We start from the raw sequence: 18,306 nt of genomic DNA on the forward strand, positions 1-18,306 counted from the left end.
ACTGACTCACCGAAAGGGTGCTCCTGCAACTGCCATATTCGAACCTAGACAACTCGAATTATCGCAGGTCAGAGCACCCTTTCCTCATACCGACACACGGTGTCGGAATTCCGGTGAATGCGCGAGGTTAGTCTGTACCGATGTGGCGGTGGGGCTCGCCACTTTCCGCCAGCGGGAACAACCGCGGTCTCGCACCGCCAACAGTCCCTACTTGACCAGTACTTTCATGTTCGAGTAGGAGTCTGTCCGTGACCGAAGTGCGTCCTTCCGACGGTGTTGCCGTCGAAGCCGATACCACCGATCCGGGTCCGGGGTGGTTTCGTGAACACGGGATCGTATTGCTCGTCGTCGCGCTCGGCGGTGGGATCGGGGCCGAGGCTCGGTACGGGGTGGCGCGGTTGCTGCCGACGCGGCCCGGAGAGTTTCCGTGGGGGACCTTCGCGACCAATGTCGCGGGCTGTTTCGCCATCGGGGTGCTGATGGTACTGATCACCGAGGCGTGGACCGGGCATCGGCTGGTGCGGCCCTTTTTAGGCGTCGGATTCCTGGGTGGGTTCACCACCTTCTCCACCTATGCCGTGGAGACGCGCAATCTGCTCGCGCCCGGGACGGTGTACGTGGCGTTCGGGTATCTGGCGGGCACGTTGATCGCGGCCATGCTGGCCGTGCTGGCGGCCGTCACGCTGACGCGAAAAGTGTTGTTGCGCAAGCAGATTCCCAGCAAGGATTTCGACGAGGAAGAACAGGTCTGAACCGTGACACCGATCCTGATCTTCGTCGGCGCGATGCTGGGCGCACCGGCCCGCTACCTCACCGATCGCGCGCTCAACGCCCGGCACGACAGCCCGTTTCCGTGGGGGACCTTCGCGGTCAATCTGAGCGGATGCCTGATCCTGGGTGCGCTCACCGGAGCGGCGGCGGGCATTCCGGTGGTGGCGCTGCTGGGTACCGGGTTCTGCGGTGCGTTGACCACGTACAGCACGTTCAGCTTCGAGACGTTGCGGCTGCTCGAACAGCGCGCGTACTTCTACGCGACGATGAACGTCGTGGTCAGCGTGATCGCCGGGCTGGGCGCGGCGCTACTCGGATTCACCGTCGCGCACGCCCTGCTCGGCTGAACGCGGCCGGGCGGGCAGCCGCACCACACCGCCGTCGAGGTCGAATTCCAGACGCGGCCGGTGTGGCTGGCCGTCACCGGCCTCGCTGTCCTCGTCGGTCAGCTTCCTACCCGGGAACATTTCACCGATGACACCCATATCCCCACGATAGCCCCGTGTGGAGGGCTACGACGACGGCCGTCGGATACCCCCGTATGGGGAGAGCGTCAGCCGTTGGCCTGCCCGGTATCGGCGTTGGTGAGTTCGTCGGCGGCCTCGCGCTGACCGGAGGCGAAGGCGCCGAAGGTGGTGGCCAGATCGTTGACGCCGTCGAGCAGGTTCTTGCTGACCGAGATGTAGCCCTTGTCGCCCTCGGCGAACTTCTTGCCGAACGAATCGTTGCCCCAGGGCGTCTGGGTGCCGCTGGTCGCGGCCTTCAGGTTGTTCAGGACGTTCAGGACGGAGCTGTGGATGTTGTCGCAATCCGTTGCGGCCGTTCGCAACTGGCCGGGATTGATCTCGATACTGGTCATCGTCGGCGTCCTCAGTGGTCGGTGTCGGCGATCAGCGGGCGTTGTTCGTCGTCGTTCCCGACCCGGTCGCGCGGCTGCGGCGGCTCGGTGGACGGGGGCGGCGCGGGCGGCAGGATGTCCTCCAGATCCGGTGCGCCCTCGATGATCTCGGAGAGTTTCGGCAGTCGGGAGCGGCGTTCGATCAGCGGCTGCATGAGCTCGCGGCTGCGGTTCTGCACGCCCCGCATCGCCGCCTGCGCGGCCGCGGTCACGTATTCGGCGAGTTCCTCGTAGCTCAGGTCCGCGGCCTCGTGGCCGAATTTGGTCTGCACGACCATGCCGTCGGCGTTGACCGTCACCTGGACCCGGTCCTCCCCGACCGATGCCGTCGCCGTCAGCTCCGAACGGCGCTGCTGGAGTTCGGCGATACCGCGCATCTGGGCCTGGAGACCCTCGAGCATCGTGGCCGTATCGGCCGCCAACCGCTCGTTGACCATGACACCTCCACCGTTCGCTCTACGTATCCAGGACATCTCATGTCGGTTAATACGACATGTCGCACAAGGGAATCCGGCACTACGGCAATGCGATCTTCGGTTGTCGTGCGCGGCCGATCGTCACCACACGACCGACCATCACCCCGCGACCGATCATCGTCACCGCACAGCCGACCGCCACCACACGGTCGATCGTCACCACACGGCCGATCGTCACCACACGGCCGACCATCACCACACGGCCGATCGTCACCACACGGCCGACCATCACCACACGGCCGATCGTCACCACACGGCCGACCATCACCGCACGGTCGATCGTCACCACACGGCCGACCATCACCGCACGGTCGATCGTCACCACACGGCCGACCATCACCACACGGCCGACCATCACCACACGGCCGACCATCACCACACGGCCGACCATCACCACACAGCCGATCGTCACTTGAGGTTGAAGGCCACGTCCACGTTCGACGGGCCGGATGGGCCGCTCCCGCCGGGGTCGGTGCCCTCCGGGTTGGTGCCTTTCGGGTTGGTGCCCTCGGGGTTGGTGCCTTCCGGATTGGTGCCCTCGGGGTTCGTGCCTTCCGGGTTCGTGCCGCCGGGGTTGGTGCCAGCCGGATTGTCGCCGAAGGGACCACCGGTACCCGGTGTACCTGCGCCCGTCGCACCGTCCGCACCCGTCGCGCCGCTCGGACCCGCGGCTCCGCTCGCCCCGTCCAGCCAGGTCGCGGCGTCCGGGGCGGTCGGAGCCTCGTACGGACCGGGCAGCGGCAGGTACTCGAACTTGCGCTTCGGCCGGGTCTTGGCCTTCATATCCGTTGCCTTGCCGAGGAAGTCGTCGTCCCGCTGCTGCGGTCCCTTGGCAGCCGGGGCCGGAGCTGGGGCTGGGGCTGGGGCTGGGGCCGGCGGAGCGATACGTGCCGGGTTCCGCGGCGGAATCGGTGGCGGCGGAGCCGGACGATTCACACGGGGCGGTACAGGTGCCGGACGGTTCGGTGGCGGCGGAGGCGCGGGGCGATTCGGGGGTGGCGGAGCCGTCGTCGGGCCCTGCCGCGCCGGGTTGCGCGACGGAATCGGTGGCGGGCCGCCCGTGCCGTCGCTCCCGCGTCCGGACGGCGCGTGGTAGAGCGAGGAATCGTCGGAGGTGCCGCCGTGGCCGCGCATACTGCCTGAGCCGTAGAGCGAATAGTCGTCGCCGTGCGCACCCGGGCGAATGCGCGACGGACCCGCTTCGAAACCGCCGAAACTGTAGGAACGACCGGGCCGGTTGTTCATGAAGGTCCCGTGGTCGCCGTGACTGTCACCCGGGTGATAGACCAGGGCACCGTCGCGGTCGAAACTCAGAGTCCCGCCGCCGCGCTCCGGTGACACCCGAATCGCGCCACTCATGTGCTCGTCGTCGCTATACCACGACTGGCTGTCGTCGTCGCGGCGACCGCCGGAATTCGAGGGGCCGGGACGGAACTGGCCGCGCGGAGGTACCGGAGTCCGCTCGGAGCCCGTCTGGTTTCGTAGCGGCACCGGAGCCGGACGGTTCGGATTACGCGACGGCCTAGGTGGCGGTTCCGAACCAGTCTGATTCCGCGACGGACCAGCCTCCGACTGATCTCGCAGCACCACCGGAGCCGGACGATTCGGATTACGCGACGGCCTAGGTGGCGGTTCCGAACCAGTCTGATTCCGCGACGGACCAGCCTCCGACTGATCTCGCAGCACCACCGGAGCCGGACGATTCGGATTACGCGACGGCCGCGGCGGCGGTTCCGAACCAGTCTGATTCCGCGACGGACCAGCCTCCGACTGATCTCGCAGCGGCACCGGAGCCGGACGATTCGGATTACGCGACGGCCGCGGCGGCGGTTCCGAACCAGTCTGATTCCGCGACGGACCAGCCTCCGACTGATCTCGCAGCGGCACCGGAGCCGGGCGGTTCGGGTTGCGGGACGGCCGGGGTGGCGGTTCCGAGCCGGTCTGATCGCGCGGCGGCACCGGCGTCTGCCCCGGACGCTCGGTGCCGCTCCGGGGCGGCGGCGCGTACAGCGAATCCTCGTCGGAGCTGTAACCGCGCATACTGCCGTGCCCGCCCCGCGTATTCGGACCCAGCAGCACCTCGTAGTCGGACAGCTGGTCGGAGCTGCCCCGGCTGTTCGGCCGCAGCAGCACCTCGTAATCCGACAGTTGATCCGAATCGCCGCGGCTGTCGGGGCGCAGCAGCTTCTCGTAGTCGGAGATCTGATCGGAATCGCCGCGGCGCGAGATGGAGCCGCCGCCGGACAGGTTCGACTCGTCGGGTGCGGAACCGCCACGCGGCGGCGACGCCTTGAATCCGCCGTCCACCGAGGATTCCCACGAGGTCGGTGGCCGCCTCGTCGGCTGCGGCACCGGCGTCTGCCGCTCGTTCGGGCGGTACAGCTGATCCTCGCCGCCACGCATCGAACCGGGTGCGGAACCGCCGCGGAACAACCCGCCGCCGCGATAGCCGCCGTTGCCGATCGGGCTGATCACCTCGCTGTGGCTGTTGCCGCCCAGCGAGGCGGGCGCGGAGCCGCCGCCCGGGAAGATCGTCTCCTCGAAGTTCGGGCGGAAGCCGAAAGTATCTGTCTCGCTGATCGATTCGTCGGAGTTGCCGCGGATCGGCGACAGTGGTCGCCGACCGCCACCGGGTTGGAACAGCGCGTCGTCGCCGGGGCGGAACATGCCGCCGCGCGGACCGCGCTGGAATACGCCGATCTCGTGGTCGCCGGAGTTGGATCGGCTACTGCCCGAACCGTATTCGTGCTCCCCGAACGACCTGATCTGGTTGCCCTCGCGCGATGGTGTGGGTTCGAACAGCGATCGATCGTTGCCGCCGCCGAGTCCGCCCGGCCGGGTCCGGATGACCGTATTGTTCGTGGACCCATCGCCGAGTCCGCCGCCGTGCTGGCGCGAACGGCCGCCGACGATGTTCGACTCACCGAGCGCGTTCCCGCCGGACCGCCCGCCGACGAGCCCCGAACTCGGACCGGACCTGACACCGCCTGAGCTGGAAGGCATTTCGGATCTGCTGCCGCCGGCTCCGGGTGTCTGCTGCGACCGGCCACCGCCTCCCGGTGACGACTGGCCGTCCTGGGTCGACGTGATCGGGCGGAGCATCTCCGAGTTGTTGCGGCCACCACCGAGACCGGACGTCTCGTTGCCGCCGTCGAAGGCGAAACCGCGTTGACCGCTGCGGTTTCCACCCACGCCCGGAATCCCGCCGCGCTGCAAAGTGTTGCCGCCCTGATGGATCACCGTCGACGAATCGTGCTGCTGCGTCGACCCGCCGTGCAGATTCGAACTTCCGCCCTGCTGCGAGCTGTTGCCGCCCGGACGGAAGACGGTCGACGAATCATGTTGCGCCACACCGCTGTGCAGGTTCGAACTGCCACCCAGCTGCGAGCTGTTGCCGCCCGGACGGCTCACCGTGGACGTGCCGTCCTGGAGCCCACCGGTCCCGCGCGGGCCCGACGTCATCTGTTGCGCGCCACCGCCACCCCGACCGATGGGCTGCATCGCGATGGCGTTGCCATCCGAACCACCTTGCCGCACAGGACCAGCCGTGATCCGGCCGCCACCGTTCTGAGCACCGCCTCCGTTCAGCGCAGCGCCGCCGTTCCGACCGCCGCCCCCGTTGAGACCATTGCCCCCGTTCTGGCCTCCACCGCCATTCAGCCCATTGCCGCCGTTCAGGCCGTTACCCCCGTTCCCACCACCGTTCAGCCCGTCGCCGCCACCATTCCGACCGCCACCATTACCGCCGTTCAGGCCACCATTGCCACCGTTCTGACCAGCACCCCCACCATCTCCCGGATTGGTCGGAGCCGCCTTGCTCGGATGCGGATCCCGCTTGTTCTTGTTCGACGCCTCCTTACCCATCCACGCCGAATACCGCATATCGTCCATGGTCGGCGTGGTCCGCTTGATGAACGTGCCACGCGCCGCACCGACGATCGCACCACGCGAAATACCACCCACCCAGCCCTGGGGTGACCCGAACGCGGACGGCCCGTAGGCGGCCGCCGCGACCATATTGCCGAACAAGGTGCCGGTCGCACCCGATACCGCACCGATGCTCGCACCGCGCAGGACCGCGCCCGCCGGGTACGCGATGTTCTTGCCCAACGGGATGTTCATCTTGGCCAGCGAACTGCCCAGATGTTTATCGATCCCGAAACCCATGTAGCGAGCGACTTCGCGTCCGGGTATCGCACCGGCGGCCGAGGCGCCGATCGAGACGCCGAATTCCTTCCAGTCGAAACCGTGCCGCTTACCGGCCCAGATCTGACCGAGCTGCACCGCGCCGTCCATCGCCGCCGAGGTCGCCGCGCTCTCCAGGATCTTGACCGTGTAGACGCCGACGCCCTTGGCGCTGGGCAGCAGCAACTTGCCGCCGCTGAGCATCTCCTTGAAGTAGTAGCGCTCCTTGTACGCCGCCAGGTGCATCTTCTGCGCGAGCTTCTCGACGAAGTTCTGTACGTAGTCCTCGGCGATCTTCAGGAGCGAGCGGGTGGTGGCGATAGCGCCGGACTCCACGGCCGGGGCGGTCGGCGGGAACAACCACGCCCAGGCGATCTCGGCCGCCAGCCAGGCCAGCGACATGATGATGGTCAGCTTGGTCGCCTGCAACTGGGTGCCCATCTCGAAGGTCGAGTCGGACACCGCCTGCAACATCTCCGCCAACGTCTTCAGCGAGTGCTCACCGTTGATCAGATCGTCGAACTTCGCACCCATGCTGTCCGCACCCGCACCGGCGGGATACGCCTTCATGGTGTCGGCCTTCGCGTTCTGGACGTCCTTCTCCAGCGCGGTGATGGCGTCCGCGGCGGCCTTCCACTCGCGCGACAGAGCCCACATGGCGTCCTCGTCGCCGTCGGGCCAGGAGCTACCGGCGATCCAGCCGAGCCAGCGCAGTTCGGGCGGCAGATAGAGAGTCATGAAGTCACCTCCCCCACCCCCGCCGCCGAGTACTTCCTACCAGGACAGCGGATTTCGGTGAATAACCGGTGGCGCACAAGGAAATTCGGCAAGGCGATCGATCCACGCCCGCATCGGGCCCGCAACGCACCCGCGAACCGCCGGGAACCGTGTGCACCGGAACGCGCGCGATATCGCATGATGGGCAGGTGAATCGGAGTCCGGTCTGGCTGCGGCCCTCGCGCTGGGGTGTGCGGATCCGCTCGGCCGTGACGGCCGCGCTGGTGGTCGGCGTGGTGCTGCTGATCGCGGCCGGGGCGATGCTCGGGCTGCTGCGTCGCTCGCTGACCCACCAGTTGGACGTGTCGGCGGACACCCGCACCACGCAGATCGCCGAGGAGCTGCAACACAGCGACGGTCACCGCGTTCCGGAGGGACTGCTCGCCATCGAGGGCCAGGTGGTGGCGGTGCAGGTGATCGCCGCGGACGGACGGATCGCCTGGCGCTCGGCCGACAAACTGCGCACACCCCTCACCGACAGCGACGCGTTCGGTACCCAGGCCGTCGGACTGCCCGCGGCCGAGGGGTACGACGAGGATCTGCGCATCGCGGCCCGCATCGTGAACACCTCGACCGGGAACTACACGATCCTGGTCGCGGCGGACACCGAATCGGTGGAACATGCCATGACCGAGGTCGCGGTACTGCTGGCGATGGGCGGTCCGCTGGTCGTCATCGCGGCCGCAGCCGCGACATATCTGCTGGTCGGACGCTCACTGCGGTCTGTGGAGGCGATCCGGTCGCAGGTCGCGCGGATCGGGGCCACGGCCCTGTCGCAGCGGGTGCCGGTGCCCGTGGCGCGCGACGAGATCTCCCGGCTGGCCGAGACGATGAACGAGATGCTCGCCCGGGTCGAGGCCGGGCACAAGGCGCAGCAGCGTTTCGTCGGGGACGCCTCGCACGAGTTGCGCAGTCCGCTGGCGACGGTCACCGCGGCGCTCGAGCTGGCCCGCGATCGCCCCGAGGTGCTGGACCGCGACCTGATCGAGGGCGCGCTGCTGCCGGAGACCGAGCGGATGCGCCAACTGGTGGAGAACCTGCTGACCCTGGCCGCCGCCGACGAGCACGGCCTCGAATTGCGCACCGGCGATGTGGATCTGGACGATCTGGCCGCGGCCGAGGCGTCGACGTTGCGGCTGCGCGGGGACGTGTGGGTGCACACCGCGATCGTGCCGGTGCGGGTGATCGGCGATCGGCCGCGACTGGCTCGGGTGCTGCGCAATATCGCCGACAACGCCGCCGCACACGCGCGCGCCCGGGTCGCGATCACGCTGGAGAGCGACGAGAACCGCGCCCGGATCCTGGTCGACGACGACGGTCCCGGTATCGCGCCCGCGGACCGCGAGCGAGTGTTCGGACGTTTCGTGCGCCTGGACGACGACCGCGCCCGCAGCACCGGCGGCTCCGGACTCGGGCTGGCCATCGTCACGGAAATCGTTGCCGCGCACAATGGTTCGGTGACGATCGGCGAATCACCCTGGGGTGGCGCCCGTTTCGTGCTGGAGTTGCCCGTCGCCGGTCCCGTCGGGGTCGAGCATCCGGTAGCCGACTCCGCGTAAGGTCTCGATGCTGGTGCGGCCGAAGGGCGTATCGATCTTCTTGCGCAGATAACCCACGTAGACCTCGACCACGTTCTCGGGGCCGTCGTAGTGCACATCCCAGACGTTGCGCAGGATTTCGGCCTTGGTCAGCACATTTCCCTTGTGCCGCAACAGGAATTCCAGCAGTCCGAATTCGCGCGGGGTGAGGGTCAGTACGCTCTCGCCGCGATGCACCGAGCGCCGGGCCGGGTCGAGCACCAGATCGCCCGCACGCAACTGCGCGGGTTGCTGGGGTGCGCGACGCCGCAGCAGCGCGCGCAGGCGGGCGATCAGGATGACGAACGAGAACGGTTTGGTCAGATAGTCGTCCGCGCCCAGGTCCAGGGCGTCGACCTGGTCGTAGTCACCGTCCTTGGCGGTGAGCATCAGCACCGGGGTGCGCACGTCCTGTTCGCGCACCCGGCGCAGCACCTCGTAGCCGCTGAGCCCCGGCAGCATGATGTCCAGCACGATGACGTCGAAGTCGTGTTCGGTGGCCCACCACAGCCCGTCGGTGCCGGTCGCGGCCAACTGGACCAGGAAACCCTCCAGTTCGAGCCCACGACGCAACGTCTGCGCCAAGCGCGGTTCGTCCTCGACCACCAGCACCCGCATCGCCCCAGCATGCAGCATCCGCGGATCGAGCCCGGCGGCACACCCCGGTTCGGCGCGTCGCGGGGCGGTCAGGCGCTGCCGGAGTGGCGGGCCTCGTCGTACCAGCGGTTCGGGATCGACCAGTCCCAGTCGGGTTCCGGTTGCGTGGACCGATGCTGCTCGCGCAGGTATTCGCCGTAGACCTCGGCACCGCCGAGGGTGCCCCCGAGCATGATGAGTCCGGACATGATGTGGTGCCACACATCGGCTTTCGAGATGCGTCGTCGCATCGGTACCTCCTGTACGCCCGGCTCGCAACACTGCGAAAGCGCCATCGTGCCCGCGGATCGCGATCATCCGCCCGGCCCGTCTCGCCCACTAGATCCTGACCCGCGAACACCACCGGGCGGGGCGCTTTCACCGAATTACCCGCACGCGCGCCGCTCACACCTCCGGCGTGTCACGGGCCCGATCGATCTCCGCCATGTGGTCCTGCGCCCACCCGCGCAGCGCCGCCAGCGGCACCTCGAGCGACAACCCCAACTCGGTCAGCCGGTAGTGCACCCGCGGCGGCACGGTGGCTTCGACGCGGCGCGCGACCAGGCCGTCGCGGGTCAGATCGCGCAACGTCACCGACAGCATCTTCTGCGAGACGCCGGGCATCCGACGCCGCAATTCGGCGAACCGGATCTCCCCGGGCGCGGCCTCGGCGAGCAGTTTGACCACCATCGACACCCATTTGGTGCCCAGGCGATCCAGCAGCCGCCGGGTCGGGCAGCGGGGGTCGAACAGATCGCCGCGCGGGCCGGGCGGGGCAGTCACCTGGAGCTCACCACCTGTGTCGAAAGTGCCTTCTTGGCCGGACCTGCCATCCTACCTATGGTCACTTGGTAACCGTAAGTGACCAGGAGGTGCGGATGTCCGGGGAACGATCCGAAATCGAGGTTCGACAGGTCGCGGCCAATGGCATCGAGATCTCCGTGGCGCTGGCCGGCAGCGGGCCCGCGATCCTGCTGCTGCACGGATTTCCGCACACCTGGCAGCTGTGGCGCGCGGTGATCGGCCCACTGGCACAACGACATCGGGTGATCGCACCGGATCTGCGTGGCTTCGGCGCGAGCACCCGTGCCGCCGACGGGTACGACGCGCGCACCCTGGCCGACGACGCGGCCGCCCTGCTGACCGCGCTCGGCGAATCCCGCGCCACGGTGGTCGCGATCGACGCCGCCGTGCCCGCGGCATTCCTGCTCGCGCTGCGCCGACCCGGTCCGGTCGATCGGCTGGTGCTTATGGAATCACTGCTGGGCACCCTGCCGGGAGCCGAGACGTTCCTGCGCGCGGGCCCGCCCTGGTGGTTCGGCTTCCACGCGGTCCCCGGTCTGGCCGAACGGGTGCTCACCGGTCACGAACCCGAGTACATCGACTGGTTTCTGCACAATGGCACCCTCGGGCGCGGCATTCCCGCACCGATCCGGGACGCCTTCGTCGCGGCGTACACCGGGACCGAGGCGTTGCGCTGCGCGTTCTCCTACTATCGCGCGCTGCCCGAGACGGCCGGGCAACTCCGCGCGGCCGTCGCCGCGACCCGCCTGACCGTGCCGACCCTCGCGATCGGCGCACAGCCGGTCGGTGCGACGCTGGCCGACCAACTCCGGCCCGTCGCCGACGATCTGACCGCCCGCCTGATCCCGGAGTGCGGCCACATCATCCCGCTGCACCGGCCCGACGCGCTGCTGCCGATACTGGCCGAATTCCTCGAGCCGGTAGCGGCCGAGAGTGCCGGGCTCACTTGTTCCAGCGGCGAGTGAGGTTGTCGTCCAAGTACTTTCGGGTGGCGATCGTGAGCTGGTGGTCGGGTCCCAGGACGCGGGTGCGAACGGCGAGGGTCTGTTCGAGGATTTGGACGGCCTGTTCGTGGTCGCCGTACAGGTGGTAGGCGACGCCGAGGTTGTGCTGGGTGTTGAGGGTGCTGGGATGTTCCGCGCCCAGCACACGCCGACGCGCGGTCAGGGTCGTCGCGATCATGTCGATGCCCTCGGTGAAGCGCCGAGCACTGATCTGGACCGCGCCGAGATGATGCCGACTGATCAGCGTCTCGGGATGTTCGGGACCGCGCAACCGGGTGTGGATCTCGGTGTTGGCCGCGTGCAGCGCGATCGAATCCTCGTACCGGCGCACGCCGCTGTAGGCGATGGCGAGATTGCCGCGGCAGGCGATGGTGTCGGAGTGGTCGGGGCCGAGCACGCGTTCACGCGCGGACAACGCCTGTTCGAACAGCATGATCGCCAGATCCTTCTGGCCCGTCGACTGGTAGGCGTCGGCCAGGTTGTTGCGGGATACGAGCGTATCGGGATGGTCCGGGCCGAGGGTGCGTTCGCGGGCGGCCAGGATGCTCTCGTGCATCGTCACCGCCTCCCGCAACCGCCCGGCCCGCCCGAGCGCGAAGGCCAGGTTGTTGCGAACGGTGAGGGTCAGTTGGTGGTCCGGGCCCCAGGTCCGTTCCCGCCGGACGGCGAGAGTTTCGTTCAACGCCAGGGCATCGGCGTTGCGGCCGGACTCGCTGTAGGCGTTGGCGAGCATCTGCCCGGCGGTCATGGTGTCGGAATGGTCTGTGCCGTAACGACGTTCGCGCAGCGAGTAGAACCGCTGGAGCAGCGGAATCGATTCCTCGTGCCGTCCGGCCTGGCGATACGCGGAGCCCAGGAAGAGCCGGACGGTGTCGGCGTCGGCGTGGTCGGAGCCGAGGCGGGCCTCCCGATCGGCCAGTACCCGCGCCAGGACCGGAATCGCGTCGTTGTGCCGGTGAGCGCCGGTCAGGCTCGCGCCCAACAACATTCGGATCTCGTCGGTGTCGGCGTGTACCGTGCCGAACCGGGCCGCGCGGTCGGCGAGTGCGCGTTCGAGCAGCGGAATCGCGTCGAGGTAGCGCTGCTGGGCGCGATAGCTGCGCGCCAGGGACAGGCACACGTTGGCGATCTGGTCCTCGCGGTCGGGCACACACCGCTGATAGGTGGCCAGCAGCCGTTCGAGCAACGGGATCGCCGCGTCGTGCCGGTCCGCCTTCAGATGTGCGCCGACCAGGTCCCAGCGTAGCTTGGCCACCTCGAGATCGTCTGTGCTGTAATGGTTTTCCCGTTCCGCGAGGAGTTCGGTCAGCAGCGCGACGCCCTCGGCGGCACGATCGCCGACAGCAATGTACGCCTGTGCGAGCTGTTTTCGGGATGCGCGGGTCCGCTCGCTGTCCCCGGCGTGCCCGCGTTCGTTCGCCAGCAGGGCGCGTTCGTAGAGGGGCACCGCCGCGGCGGCCCGGTCCAGACCGGACAGCGCGGAGGCGAGCAGCGTGCAGGCGTCGGCGATGTCGCGATGGTCCGGCTCGGCGGCGCGTTCGGCCGCGTCCAGGGCCTGTTCCAGCAGCGGCAACGCCTCTTCGTAGCGCTGCGCCTCGTGGTACATCCGTCCGAGTTCCGCGCGGTGCAGCCGCAGGTCCCGGCTGTCGGGGTCGAGCAGGTTCTCCCACTCGACGCACAGTCCCTCCTGGAGCAGCAGGGCGGTGTCGTGGTCGCCGGTCTGGACGTGCGCCCGGACGAGGTGTTCGCACGCGTGCAGTGCCAGCGGATCCGTCGCGCCGAGCAGCCGCAGCCGGTCGTCGGCGACGCGCTCGAGCAGCGTCAGCGCCGGCTCGTGCTGTCCCGCTCGCAGGTAGCTGGTGGCGAGATACTCACGGGCGGTGAGTGTTTCGGGATCGTCGGGGCCCGCGAGCAGTTCCTGACCGGCGACCACGCGCTCGAGTTGAGCGATGGCTTCCAGGTGCCACCCGGCGCTGCGGTAGGCACGGGCCAGGCCCCGGCGCACGGACATCGTCCCGGTATGTTCCTCGCCCAGTTCACCTTCCGCGACGGCCAGCGCGCTCTCGTACAGCCGGACCACCGAATCATGGCTTCCGGCAAGGTGATACGCGACCGCAAGGTTGTTGCGGGCCGCGGCGGTGTCGGGGTGCAGTTCGCCGCGCATGGCCGTGCGTTCGGTGAGGATGCGCAGCAGCGCGGCGACGTCGGTGGCGGCCGGTTCGGGCGCGTCGTCCGAAGTCGCGAGCGCGCGGACCGTCTCGATGGCCGAATCCAACGCCCCGCTCGCGCCCAGCCGTCCCCGCAGCACCAGGGCCAGCCGGGGATGCATGAGGACCGTGCGGCGATCGGTCGAGTAGACCAGCAGCGCGCCGCGCAGGCAGTCGTCGATCGCCATCTCGACCAGTTCGCGGCCGGCGTCGTCGTCGGCGTCCTCGACCAGGCCGTACAGCGCGCTGAGCGGGGCCCGTTGGCCGGGCACCACGGCCACCGTCTCGAGCAGTCGCCGCAGCAGGCCGGACTCGTCGTCCAGCAGCAGGCTTTCCACCGCGATGGCCAGCGCGGCATCGAGGCCGCCGGACCCGAGCAGTTCGAGGTATCCGGGATAGTCCAGGCGGTGTGATGGATGACGGCGGCGCAGGCGAATCGCGCTGGCCGCCACCGCCAGACCGAGCGGCAGATCACCCAGCGCAGCGGCCACCGCATCGGCTCCGACGTCGTCGTGCACCTGTGCCCGGCGGCGCAGGTACGCCACCGACTCCGCGCGAGCGAACGGTTCGACCAGTATCGTTTCACCCAATTCCGCTGCGGCACCGGATGTTCCGATGATCAGCGCCCGCGCCGACGGCCCGGCCGGGAGATACGGCCGCACCGTCTCCGGATCGGCGACGGTATGGAAGATCAGCAGACTCGCGCCCGGCCGTTCGGCCAGGGCCGCGGCCAAGCGCCGCGCCGACCCGACCGCATCACCCGGAACCGCGACCCCGAGCCCCTCGGCGACCGCCAGCAGACCGGTGAGCAACTCGGATTCGGTGGCGGCGGACACCCACCCGACCACACCCTCACCCAGCGCGATCGCCGTCCGGGCACAGGCGGCCGCGACCTGCGTACGACCAACTCCCGCAGCGTCATCGGGCGCGCCCAGCACCACCACCGGACTGCGCCCGAGCGCCGCGCGCACCCGCCCGACGACCTCGCGCTCGACGAACCCCATCGGCTCGTCCGGTATCTCACCGATCGCCGGTACCTGAGCGATCGATTCCCCGATCGACATCGGCGGCCCCCGAAACTTCCACTTCGACCAGGAACAACAAGATTCCAGCGCCGGAACCGCCCGACGCCCCGGCCAAGTTAACACTGCCCCGCCCCCGGATGAACACCGTTCAGCACCGTACTTTCGGGGGCACGGCGATTCCGCAAAACCACCGCCCCGCAAGGAATCCGACATTCCCGATCAATCCGGCGACACCGGCGCCGCGTCTCCCGAGCGGTCAGGTCATGAGGTCGTTGCGGCGGCTGTGGTGGCGGTGAGTTCGACCGAGCGGATGCGGTCGGTGATGTCGGTGGCGTGGTGGGCGAGGATGAGTTCGTCCGCGCCGATGGAGGTGGCGAATTCGGTGAGGTAGGCGTGGACGTCCTCGGCGAGGCCGACGGCGGTGTACCTGGTCATTTCCGAGAGGTGGCGGCCGTTGGGGCTGGCCAGGAAGGCGTCGATCTCCTCGTCGGTGAACGACGCGTCGCCCGCGCCGCGGCGGACCATCATGCGGGCGCGGGCGCGGTAGGAGACCGCCCGCTGCTGCGCGGCGTCCTCGTAGGTGTCGGCGGCGAAGACGTTCACCCCGGCCATCACGTACGGTTCGGCCAGTTGCTCGGAGGGGAGGAAGTGTTCGCGGTAGACCTCGACCGCGCGGTGCAGCGCGTCGGGGGCGAAGTGCGAGGCGAACGCGTAGGGCAGTCCCAGTTGCGCGGCCAGCTGTGCGCCGAACAGCGAGGAGCCCAGAATGTACAGCGGCACAACGCCTTCCGCCCGCGGCACGGCCTGCACGCCGGGAATGCGCGAATCACCGGTCAGGTAGCCCTGCAATTCCAGGACGTCCTGCGGGAAGGTGTCGGCCGAGGCGTGGTCGCGGCGCAGCGCGTACATGGTCTTCTGATCACTGCCCGGCGCGCGCCCCAGCCCGAGATCGATCCGGCCCGGATACAGCGTCTCCAACGTGCCGAACTGCTCGGCGATCACCAGCGGCGAGTGGTTGGGCAGCATGATCCCGCCCGCCCCGAGCCGGATGCTCTCGGTCTGCCCCGCGACATGCCCGATCAACACGCTGGTGGCGCTCGACGCGATCGATCCCATGTTGTGGTGCTCGGCGTACCAGACCCGCCGGTATCCGCTGCGCTCGGCGGCCCGCGCCAGGGCGACGCTGTTGTCGAAGCTGTCCCGCGCACTGCGACCGGGAGCGATGGACGCGAGATCGAGGATGGACAGGGCGAGGGGCATACGTCGCCGCCTTTCGCGGATCGGGAACCGGTGACACTCTCCGGATGCAACGTCACCCGACCCGCCACGCATTCCACGACCGCGCGTTCCGACCGCGACTCACTCGGTGTGCGGATCCCATTCGCCGGGGTGACCGTCGACCGACGGGTCGTAGAGGACCACGAAGCGGAACTGTCGCGGGGCCGAGAGCGGGAACGGGCCGACGCTCAGCTCCTCGCAGGTGTAGCGGTCGCTGCTCATGGTGCGTACCCAGGTCGGCGGACCGCCCTGTTGATCGAGCCATTTCTGGAAGACCGACCGTGCCGGTTTGGCGGCCATGATGACCGACATCAACGGTAATGCGTCGAGTTCACCGGCAGTGGAGACGAACCGAAGACTCTCACTCATGCAGGGATCTTCTCACCTGGCGGCCGAAACGAGCGGCAGCCGCGACGGGATATTCCGATTCATCCCGATCGCACATCATTTCGCGCCGACGCCGTGAGCGCGCACCTATCATGGGAATACCGCCATGGTCACAGCGCAAGGGGAAAATCATGGCCGAGATGAGCATCGCCGAACTACTCGCGGTCTTCAAAGGTATGACGCTGCTGGAACTTTCGGAATTCACGAAGGCGTTCGAGGAGGAGTTCGGCGTCTCCGCAGCCCCGCAGATCCTGGCTCCCGTGGGCCCCGGCGCGGCCACCCCGGCGGAGGTGGCGGACGAGCCCGACGAGTTCGATGTGATCTTGGAATCCTTCGGGGACAAGAAGATTCAGGTGATCAAGGCCGTACGCGAGATCATCACCGGGCTGGGGTTGAAGGAGGCCAAGGATCTCGTGGAGTCCGCGCCGACGCCGATCGGCGAACGGTTGGATCGGGCTTCGGCCGAGGTGGCCAAGGGCAAGCTGGAGGCGGCGGGTGCGCGGGTCGCGCTGCGCTGAATGGTGCTGTGCCGCAAGGTAGTCCGACCGCAGTGTCCGCGTGGTCAGCCGACGGTGAAGCTCGCGCTGCGGCCGCGCGCATCCAATTTGCCGTCGCCCCAACTCGCCCCGGCATAGGCGTCGATCTCGATCGCGTACTCCCCCGGCGGCAGATCCGCGGGCAGCCGCACCGACGCCTGTGCGCGCCCGTCGACCAGATCCAGATACCGACGCGCGGAATCCGGCTCGATCAGGAACACCCGGGCGTACTCGAATATCTTGTGCGAGGCCGTTTCCGAGGCGGGCGACCAGCGCACGTCCAGCACGTCCGGATCGGCGGTATCGATGACGACCCTCAGCACCTCCCGCGTCCCGTCCCTCACGACATCCTCCTCACACCGCCGCGCGCGCCGATCAGGGCACCCCCTGCCACAGATGCGACATCATCACCGGATAACGCACCGGCCGGAAATCGGTGAAGGTCAGATCGCGCACATGGGTGAAGTCGCCCCACAGCAGCCGGCCGCCCCGCGACAGCAGCGCCGGGCGCACACTGCGCCGGACCTGCTCGAGTTCGGCGGGTTCGGCCGGACGTCGCGGCCCGGCCGTCCCGTACAACCGCACCCCGGGCCCCGCCGGAAAACGCCCCGTGACCAGCGCCCGCATCCAGAACATCCGACCGCTGTCCACCGCCATCAGGCACACCCGCGGATCGGCGTCCAGATTGTCCGCCAGCACGCGGGTGTACTGATCGAAGTAGAAACCGGTGCAGTCGTCCCGCAGATACACCGTCCCCACCGGCGTCACATGCGGCGCACCCGCCGAATCGACCGAGGCGATCGCGAAATGCCCCGTCGACCGCTTACCCCGCGACACCACGTCACGAATCCGATCCCACTGCTCCTCGAGCCCCATGCCATCCCTTCGCGCCGTCGACCGTCACCGACGACGGTAGTCACTCGAATGCGATCCGGTTGCCGCATCATTCGGCGGAACCGAGCCGATCGAGCCATTCGGTCAGCAGGTGTTGTTCGGCGGCGCTGAGTGAGGTGTGTTCGGGCAGCGCAGCACGCAGGGCGCGGGCCGTTCCGGAGACGGTCGAATCCCGAACCGCCGGTTGCTGATTCGTCACCGCGGTGACCATGGACTCGCGCAGTACGCGCAGCAGCTCCGGGTCGCGCCGATCCGGCGGCAGGGACAGCCAGGTGAAGACCGCGCCGAGGCCCGAGGCGTGGATGGTCATGACGGCGAGTTCCTCGTTCACCCGCAGCCACCCGCCCGCGGCGAGGCGGTGGACACGGGCCCGCAGCATCTCCATCCCGGCCCGACCGGCGGCGGATTCGCGCTGCGGTTCGCTGTACATGAGCGTGTAGAGGGCGGGATTGGCCACGCCGAATTCGACCGCCAGATCCCAGCCCGCGCGCAGATCCGCGATCGGGTCGGCGGGTTCGGGGTCCAGATGTTTGGCCGCGAGGAAGGTGGCGAAACCGTGTTCGGCCACCGCCTCGAGCAGCCCGTCCTTGTCGCCGAACAGCCGGTAGATGGCCGGGGCCTGCATTCCGGCGGCGACCGCGACCGCACGGGTGGTGACCGCGTCGCGGCCCTCGCGTTCGAGCAGATCGATCGCGGCCTCGATGACCCGCTGCCGGGATTGCTCCGGACCCGCGGCGCGCGGTTCGGCCGGGGCGTCCCCGGCGGCTGGACGTGACGACATATATCAACGATAGCGCGATGCCGATTCCATCGTTAATATCAATGATACCCTGATTCTGATATCAACGGAA

At 68.6% G+C, this 18,306-nt stretch carries 19 protein-coding genes; 5 read left to right on the forward strand and 14 right to left on the reverse strand.

Going from position 1 to position 18,306, the window contains the following annotated elements:
* The first annotated feature begins 248 nt into the window (after positions 1-248).
* Entirely contained in the window at positions 249-752 is a 504-nt protein-coding gene (gene crcB, locus NRB20_RS35525; RefSeq protein ID WP_319945821.1) for a fluoride efflux transporter CrcB, read from the forward strand.
* A 3-nt stretch (positions 753-755) separates the two neighbouring features.
* On the forward strand, positions 756-1,118 hold the full coding sequence (gene crcB, locus NRB20_RS35530) for a fluoride efflux transporter CrcB (protein WP_319945822.1): 363 nt from the start codon (positions 756-758) through the stop codon (positions 1,116-1,118).
* On the opposite strand, the gene NRB20_RS37790 is transcribed toward crcB (NRB20_RS35530), so the two are convergent.
* The 5 genes from NRB20_RS37790 to NRB20_RS35550 all read right to left on the reverse strand — a co-directional run bounded on the left by NRB20_RS37790 (position 1,080) and on the right by NRB20_RS35550 (position 7,068).
* Positions 1,080-1,256 (reverse strand): hypothetical protein, encoded by a 177-nt coding sequence (locus NRB20_RS37790; protein ID WP_194290126.1) that lies wholly within the window; start codon positions 1,254-1,256, stop codon positions 1,080-1,082. The genes crcB (NRB20_RS35530) and NRB20_RS37790 overlap by 39 nt on opposite strands.
* A 68-nt stretch (positions 1,257-1,324) precedes the next feature.
* A complete protein-coding gene (locus NRB20_RS35535; RefSeq protein ID WP_153415818.1) occupies positions 1,325-1,630 on the reverse strand; it encodes a WXG100 family type VII secretion target in 306 nt (101 codons plus the stop codon).
* A gap of 11 nt (positions 1,631-1,641) precedes the next feature.
* Positions 1,642-2,106 (reverse strand): YbaB/EbfC family nucleoid-associated protein, encoded by a 465-nt coding sequence (locus NRB20_RS35540; RefSeq protein WP_194290127.1) that lies wholly within the window; start codon positions 2,104-2,106, stop codon positions 1,642-1,644.
* Between the two features lie 79 nt (positions 2,107-2,185).
* Positions 2,186-2,542, reverse strand: a complete 357-nt coding sequence (locus NRB20_RS35545; protein WP_194290128.1) for a hypothetical protein — start codon at positions 2,540-2,542, stop codon at positions 2,186-2,188.
* 11 nt (positions 2,543-2,553) lie between these two features.
* Positions 2,554-7,068, reverse strand: coding sequence for a WXG100-like domain-containing protein (locus NRB20_RS35550; RefSeq protein WP_153415821.1), 4,515 nt, complete (start codon positions 7,066-7,068; stop codon positions 2,554-2,556).
* Between the two features lie 188 nt (positions 7,069-7,256).
* On the opposite strand from NRB20_RS35550, the gene NRB20_RS35555 reads away from it, so the two are divergent.
* Positions 7,257-8,666 carry a sensor histidine kinase gene (locus tag NRB20_RS35555; RefSeq protein WP_319945823.1) on the forward strand — a complete coding sequence of 470 codons (1,410 nt, stop codon included), beginning with the start codon at positions 7,257-7,259 and terminating at the stop codon, positions 8,664-8,666.
* Here NRB20_RS35555 and NRB20_RS35560 read toward each other — a convergent pair.
* The 3 genes from NRB20_RS35560 to NRB20_RS35570 all read right to left on the reverse strand — a co-directional run bounded on the left by NRB20_RS35560 (position 8,580) and on the right by NRB20_RS35570 (position 10,103).
* Positions 8,580-9,302, reverse strand: coding sequence for a response regulator transcription factor (locus NRB20_RS35560; RefSeq protein ID WP_153415822.1), 723 nt, complete (start codon positions 9,300-9,302; stop codon positions 8,580-8,582). The genes NRB20_RS35555 and NRB20_RS35560 overlap by 87 nt on opposite strands.
* A gap of 68 nt (positions 9,303-9,370) precedes the next feature.
* Positions 9,371-9,571 carry a hypothetical protein gene (locus tag NRB20_RS35565; protein WP_153415823.1) on the reverse strand — a complete coding sequence of 67 codons (201 nt, stop codon included), beginning with the start codon at positions 9,569-9,571 and terminating at the stop codon, positions 9,371-9,373.
* A 154-nt stretch (positions 9,572-9,725) separates the two neighbouring features.
* Positions 9,726-10,103, reverse strand: a complete 378-nt coding sequence (locus tag NRB20_RS35570) for a winged helix-turn-helix transcriptional regulator (protein ID WP_319945824.1) — start codon at positions 10,101-10,103, stop codon at positions 9,726-9,728.
* A 95-nt stretch (positions 10,104-10,198) separates the two neighbouring features.
* Here NRB20_RS35570 and NRB20_RS35575 point away from each other — a divergent pair, with 95 nt between their 5' ends.
* Positions 10,199-11,089: an alpha/beta fold hydrolase gene (locus tag NRB20_RS35575; protein WP_153415824.1), complete on the forward strand. Its 891-nt coding sequence runs from the start codon at positions 10,199-10,201 to the stop codon at positions 11,087-11,089.
* On the opposite strand, the gene NRB20_RS35580 is transcribed toward NRB20_RS35575, so the two are convergent.
* From NRB20_RS35580 to NRB20_RS35590, 3 genes are all read right to left on the reverse strand, one after another.
* Positions 11,067-14,399 carry a tetratricopeptide repeat protein gene (locus NRB20_RS35580; RefSeq protein ID WP_194290129.1) on the reverse strand — a complete coding sequence of 1,111 codons (3,333 nt, stop codon included), beginning with the start codon at positions 14,397-14,399 and terminating at the stop codon, positions 11,067-11,069. The genes NRB20_RS35575 and NRB20_RS35580 overlap by 23 nt on opposite strands.
* A 222-nt stretch (positions 14,400-14,621) precedes the next feature.
* Entirely contained in the window at positions 14,622-15,620 is a 999-nt protein-coding gene (locus tag NRB20_RS35585) for an LLM class flavin-dependent oxidoreductase (RefSeq protein ID WP_153415826.1), read from the reverse strand.
* A gap of 99 nt (positions 15,621-15,719) precedes the next feature.
* A complete protein-coding gene (locus NRB20_RS35590) occupies positions 15,720-16,007 on the reverse strand; it encodes a hypothetical protein (protein ID WP_153415827.1) in 288 nt (95 codons plus the stop codon).
* Between the two features lie 149 nt (positions 16,008-16,156).
* Here NRB20_RS35590 and rplL point away from each other — a divergent pair, with 149 nt between their 5' ends.
* Complete coding sequence (rplL, locus tag NRB20_RS35595) at positions 16,157-16,543, forward strand: 50S ribosomal protein L7/L12 (protein ID WP_153415828.1); 387 nt, start codon at positions 16,157-16,159, stop codon at positions 16,541-16,543.
* A gap of 44 nt (positions 16,544-16,587) precedes the next feature.
* On the opposite strand, the gene NRB20_RS35600 is transcribed toward rplL, so the two are convergent.
* The 3 genes from NRB20_RS35600 to NRB20_RS35610 form a co-directional block, all read right to left on the reverse strand.
* Positions 16,588-16,905: a hypothetical protein gene (locus NRB20_RS35600; protein ID WP_153415829.1), complete on the reverse strand. Its 318-nt coding sequence runs from the start codon at positions 16,903-16,905 to the stop codon at positions 16,588-16,590.
* Positions 16,906-16,936: 31 nt separating this feature from the next.
* Entirely contained in the window at positions 16,937-17,437 is a 501-nt protein-coding gene (locus NRB20_RS35605; RefSeq protein WP_153415830.1) for a pyridoxamine 5'-phosphate oxidase family protein, read from the reverse strand.
* Positions 17,438-17,504: 67 nt separating this feature from the next.
* Positions 17,505-18,236, reverse strand: coding sequence for a TetR/AcrR family transcriptional regulator (locus NRB20_RS35610; protein WP_153415831.1), 732 nt, complete (start codon positions 18,234-18,236; stop codon positions 17,505-17,507).
* Between the last annotated feature and the right edge of the window lie 70 nt (positions 18,237-18,306).

The organism is Nocardia macrotermitis (assembly GCF_009604405.1).
GTDB classification, from domain to species: Bacteria; Actinomycetota; Actinomycetes; order Mycobacteriales; family Mycobacteriaceae; genus Nocardia; species Nocardia macrotermitis.

Excerpts from the sequence above, each read along its gene's own strand:
- NRB20_RS37790 (WP_194290126.1), bottom strand. The coding sequence starts at position 1,256 with ATGGGTGTCATCGGTGAAATGTTCCCGGGTAGGAAGCTGACCGACGAG.
- NRB20_RS35535 (WP_153415818.1), bottom strand. The coding sequence starts at position 1,630 with ATGACCAGTATCGAGATCAATCCCGGCCAGTTGCGAACGGCCGCAACG.
- NRB20_RS35540 (WP_194290127.1), bottom strand. The coding sequence starts at position 2,106 with ATGGTCAACGAGCGGTTGGCGGCCGATACGGCCACGATGCTCGAGGGT.
- NRB20_RS35550 (WP_153415821.1), bottom strand. The coding sequence starts at position 7,068 with ATGACTCTCTATCTGCCGCCCGAACTGCGCTGGCTCGGCTGGATCGCC.
- NRB20_RS35560 (WP_153415822.1), bottom strand. The coding sequence starts at position 9,302 with ATGCGGGTGCTGGTGGTCGAGGACGAACCGCGCTTGGCGCAGACGTTG.
- NRB20_RS35565 (WP_153415823.1), bottom strand. The coding sequence starts at position 9,571 with ATGCGACGACGCATCTCGAAAGCCGATGTGTGGCACCACATCATGTCC.
- NRB20_RS35575 (WP_153415824.1), top strand. The coding sequence starts at position 10,199 with ATGTCCGGGGAACGATCCGAAATCGAGGTTCGACAGGTCGCGGCCAAT.
- NRB20_RS35580 (WP_194290129.1), bottom strand. The coding sequence starts at position 14,399 with ATGTCGATCGGGGAATCGATCGCTCAGGTACCGGCGATCGGTGAGATA.
- NRB20_RS35585 (WP_153415826.1), bottom strand. The coding sequence starts at position 15,620 with ATGCCCCTCGCCCTGTCCATCCTCGATCTCGCGTCCATCGCTCCCGGT.
- NRB20_RS35590 (WP_153415827.1), bottom strand. The coding sequence starts at position 16,007 with ATGAGTGAGAGTCTTCGGTTCGTCTCCACTGCCGGTGAACTCGACGCA.
- rplL (WP_153415828.1), top strand. The coding sequence starts at position 16,157 with ATGGCCGAGATGAGCATCGCCGAACTACTCGCGGTCTTCAAAGGTATG.
- NRB20_RS35605 (WP_153415830.1), bottom strand. The coding sequence starts at position 17,437 with ATGGGGCTCGAGGAGCAGTGGGATCGGATTCGTGACGTGGTGTCGCGG.
- NRB20_RS35610 (WP_153415831.1), bottom strand. The coding sequence starts at position 18,236 with ATGTCGTCACGTCCAGCCGCCGGGGACGCCCCGGCCGAACCGCGCGCC.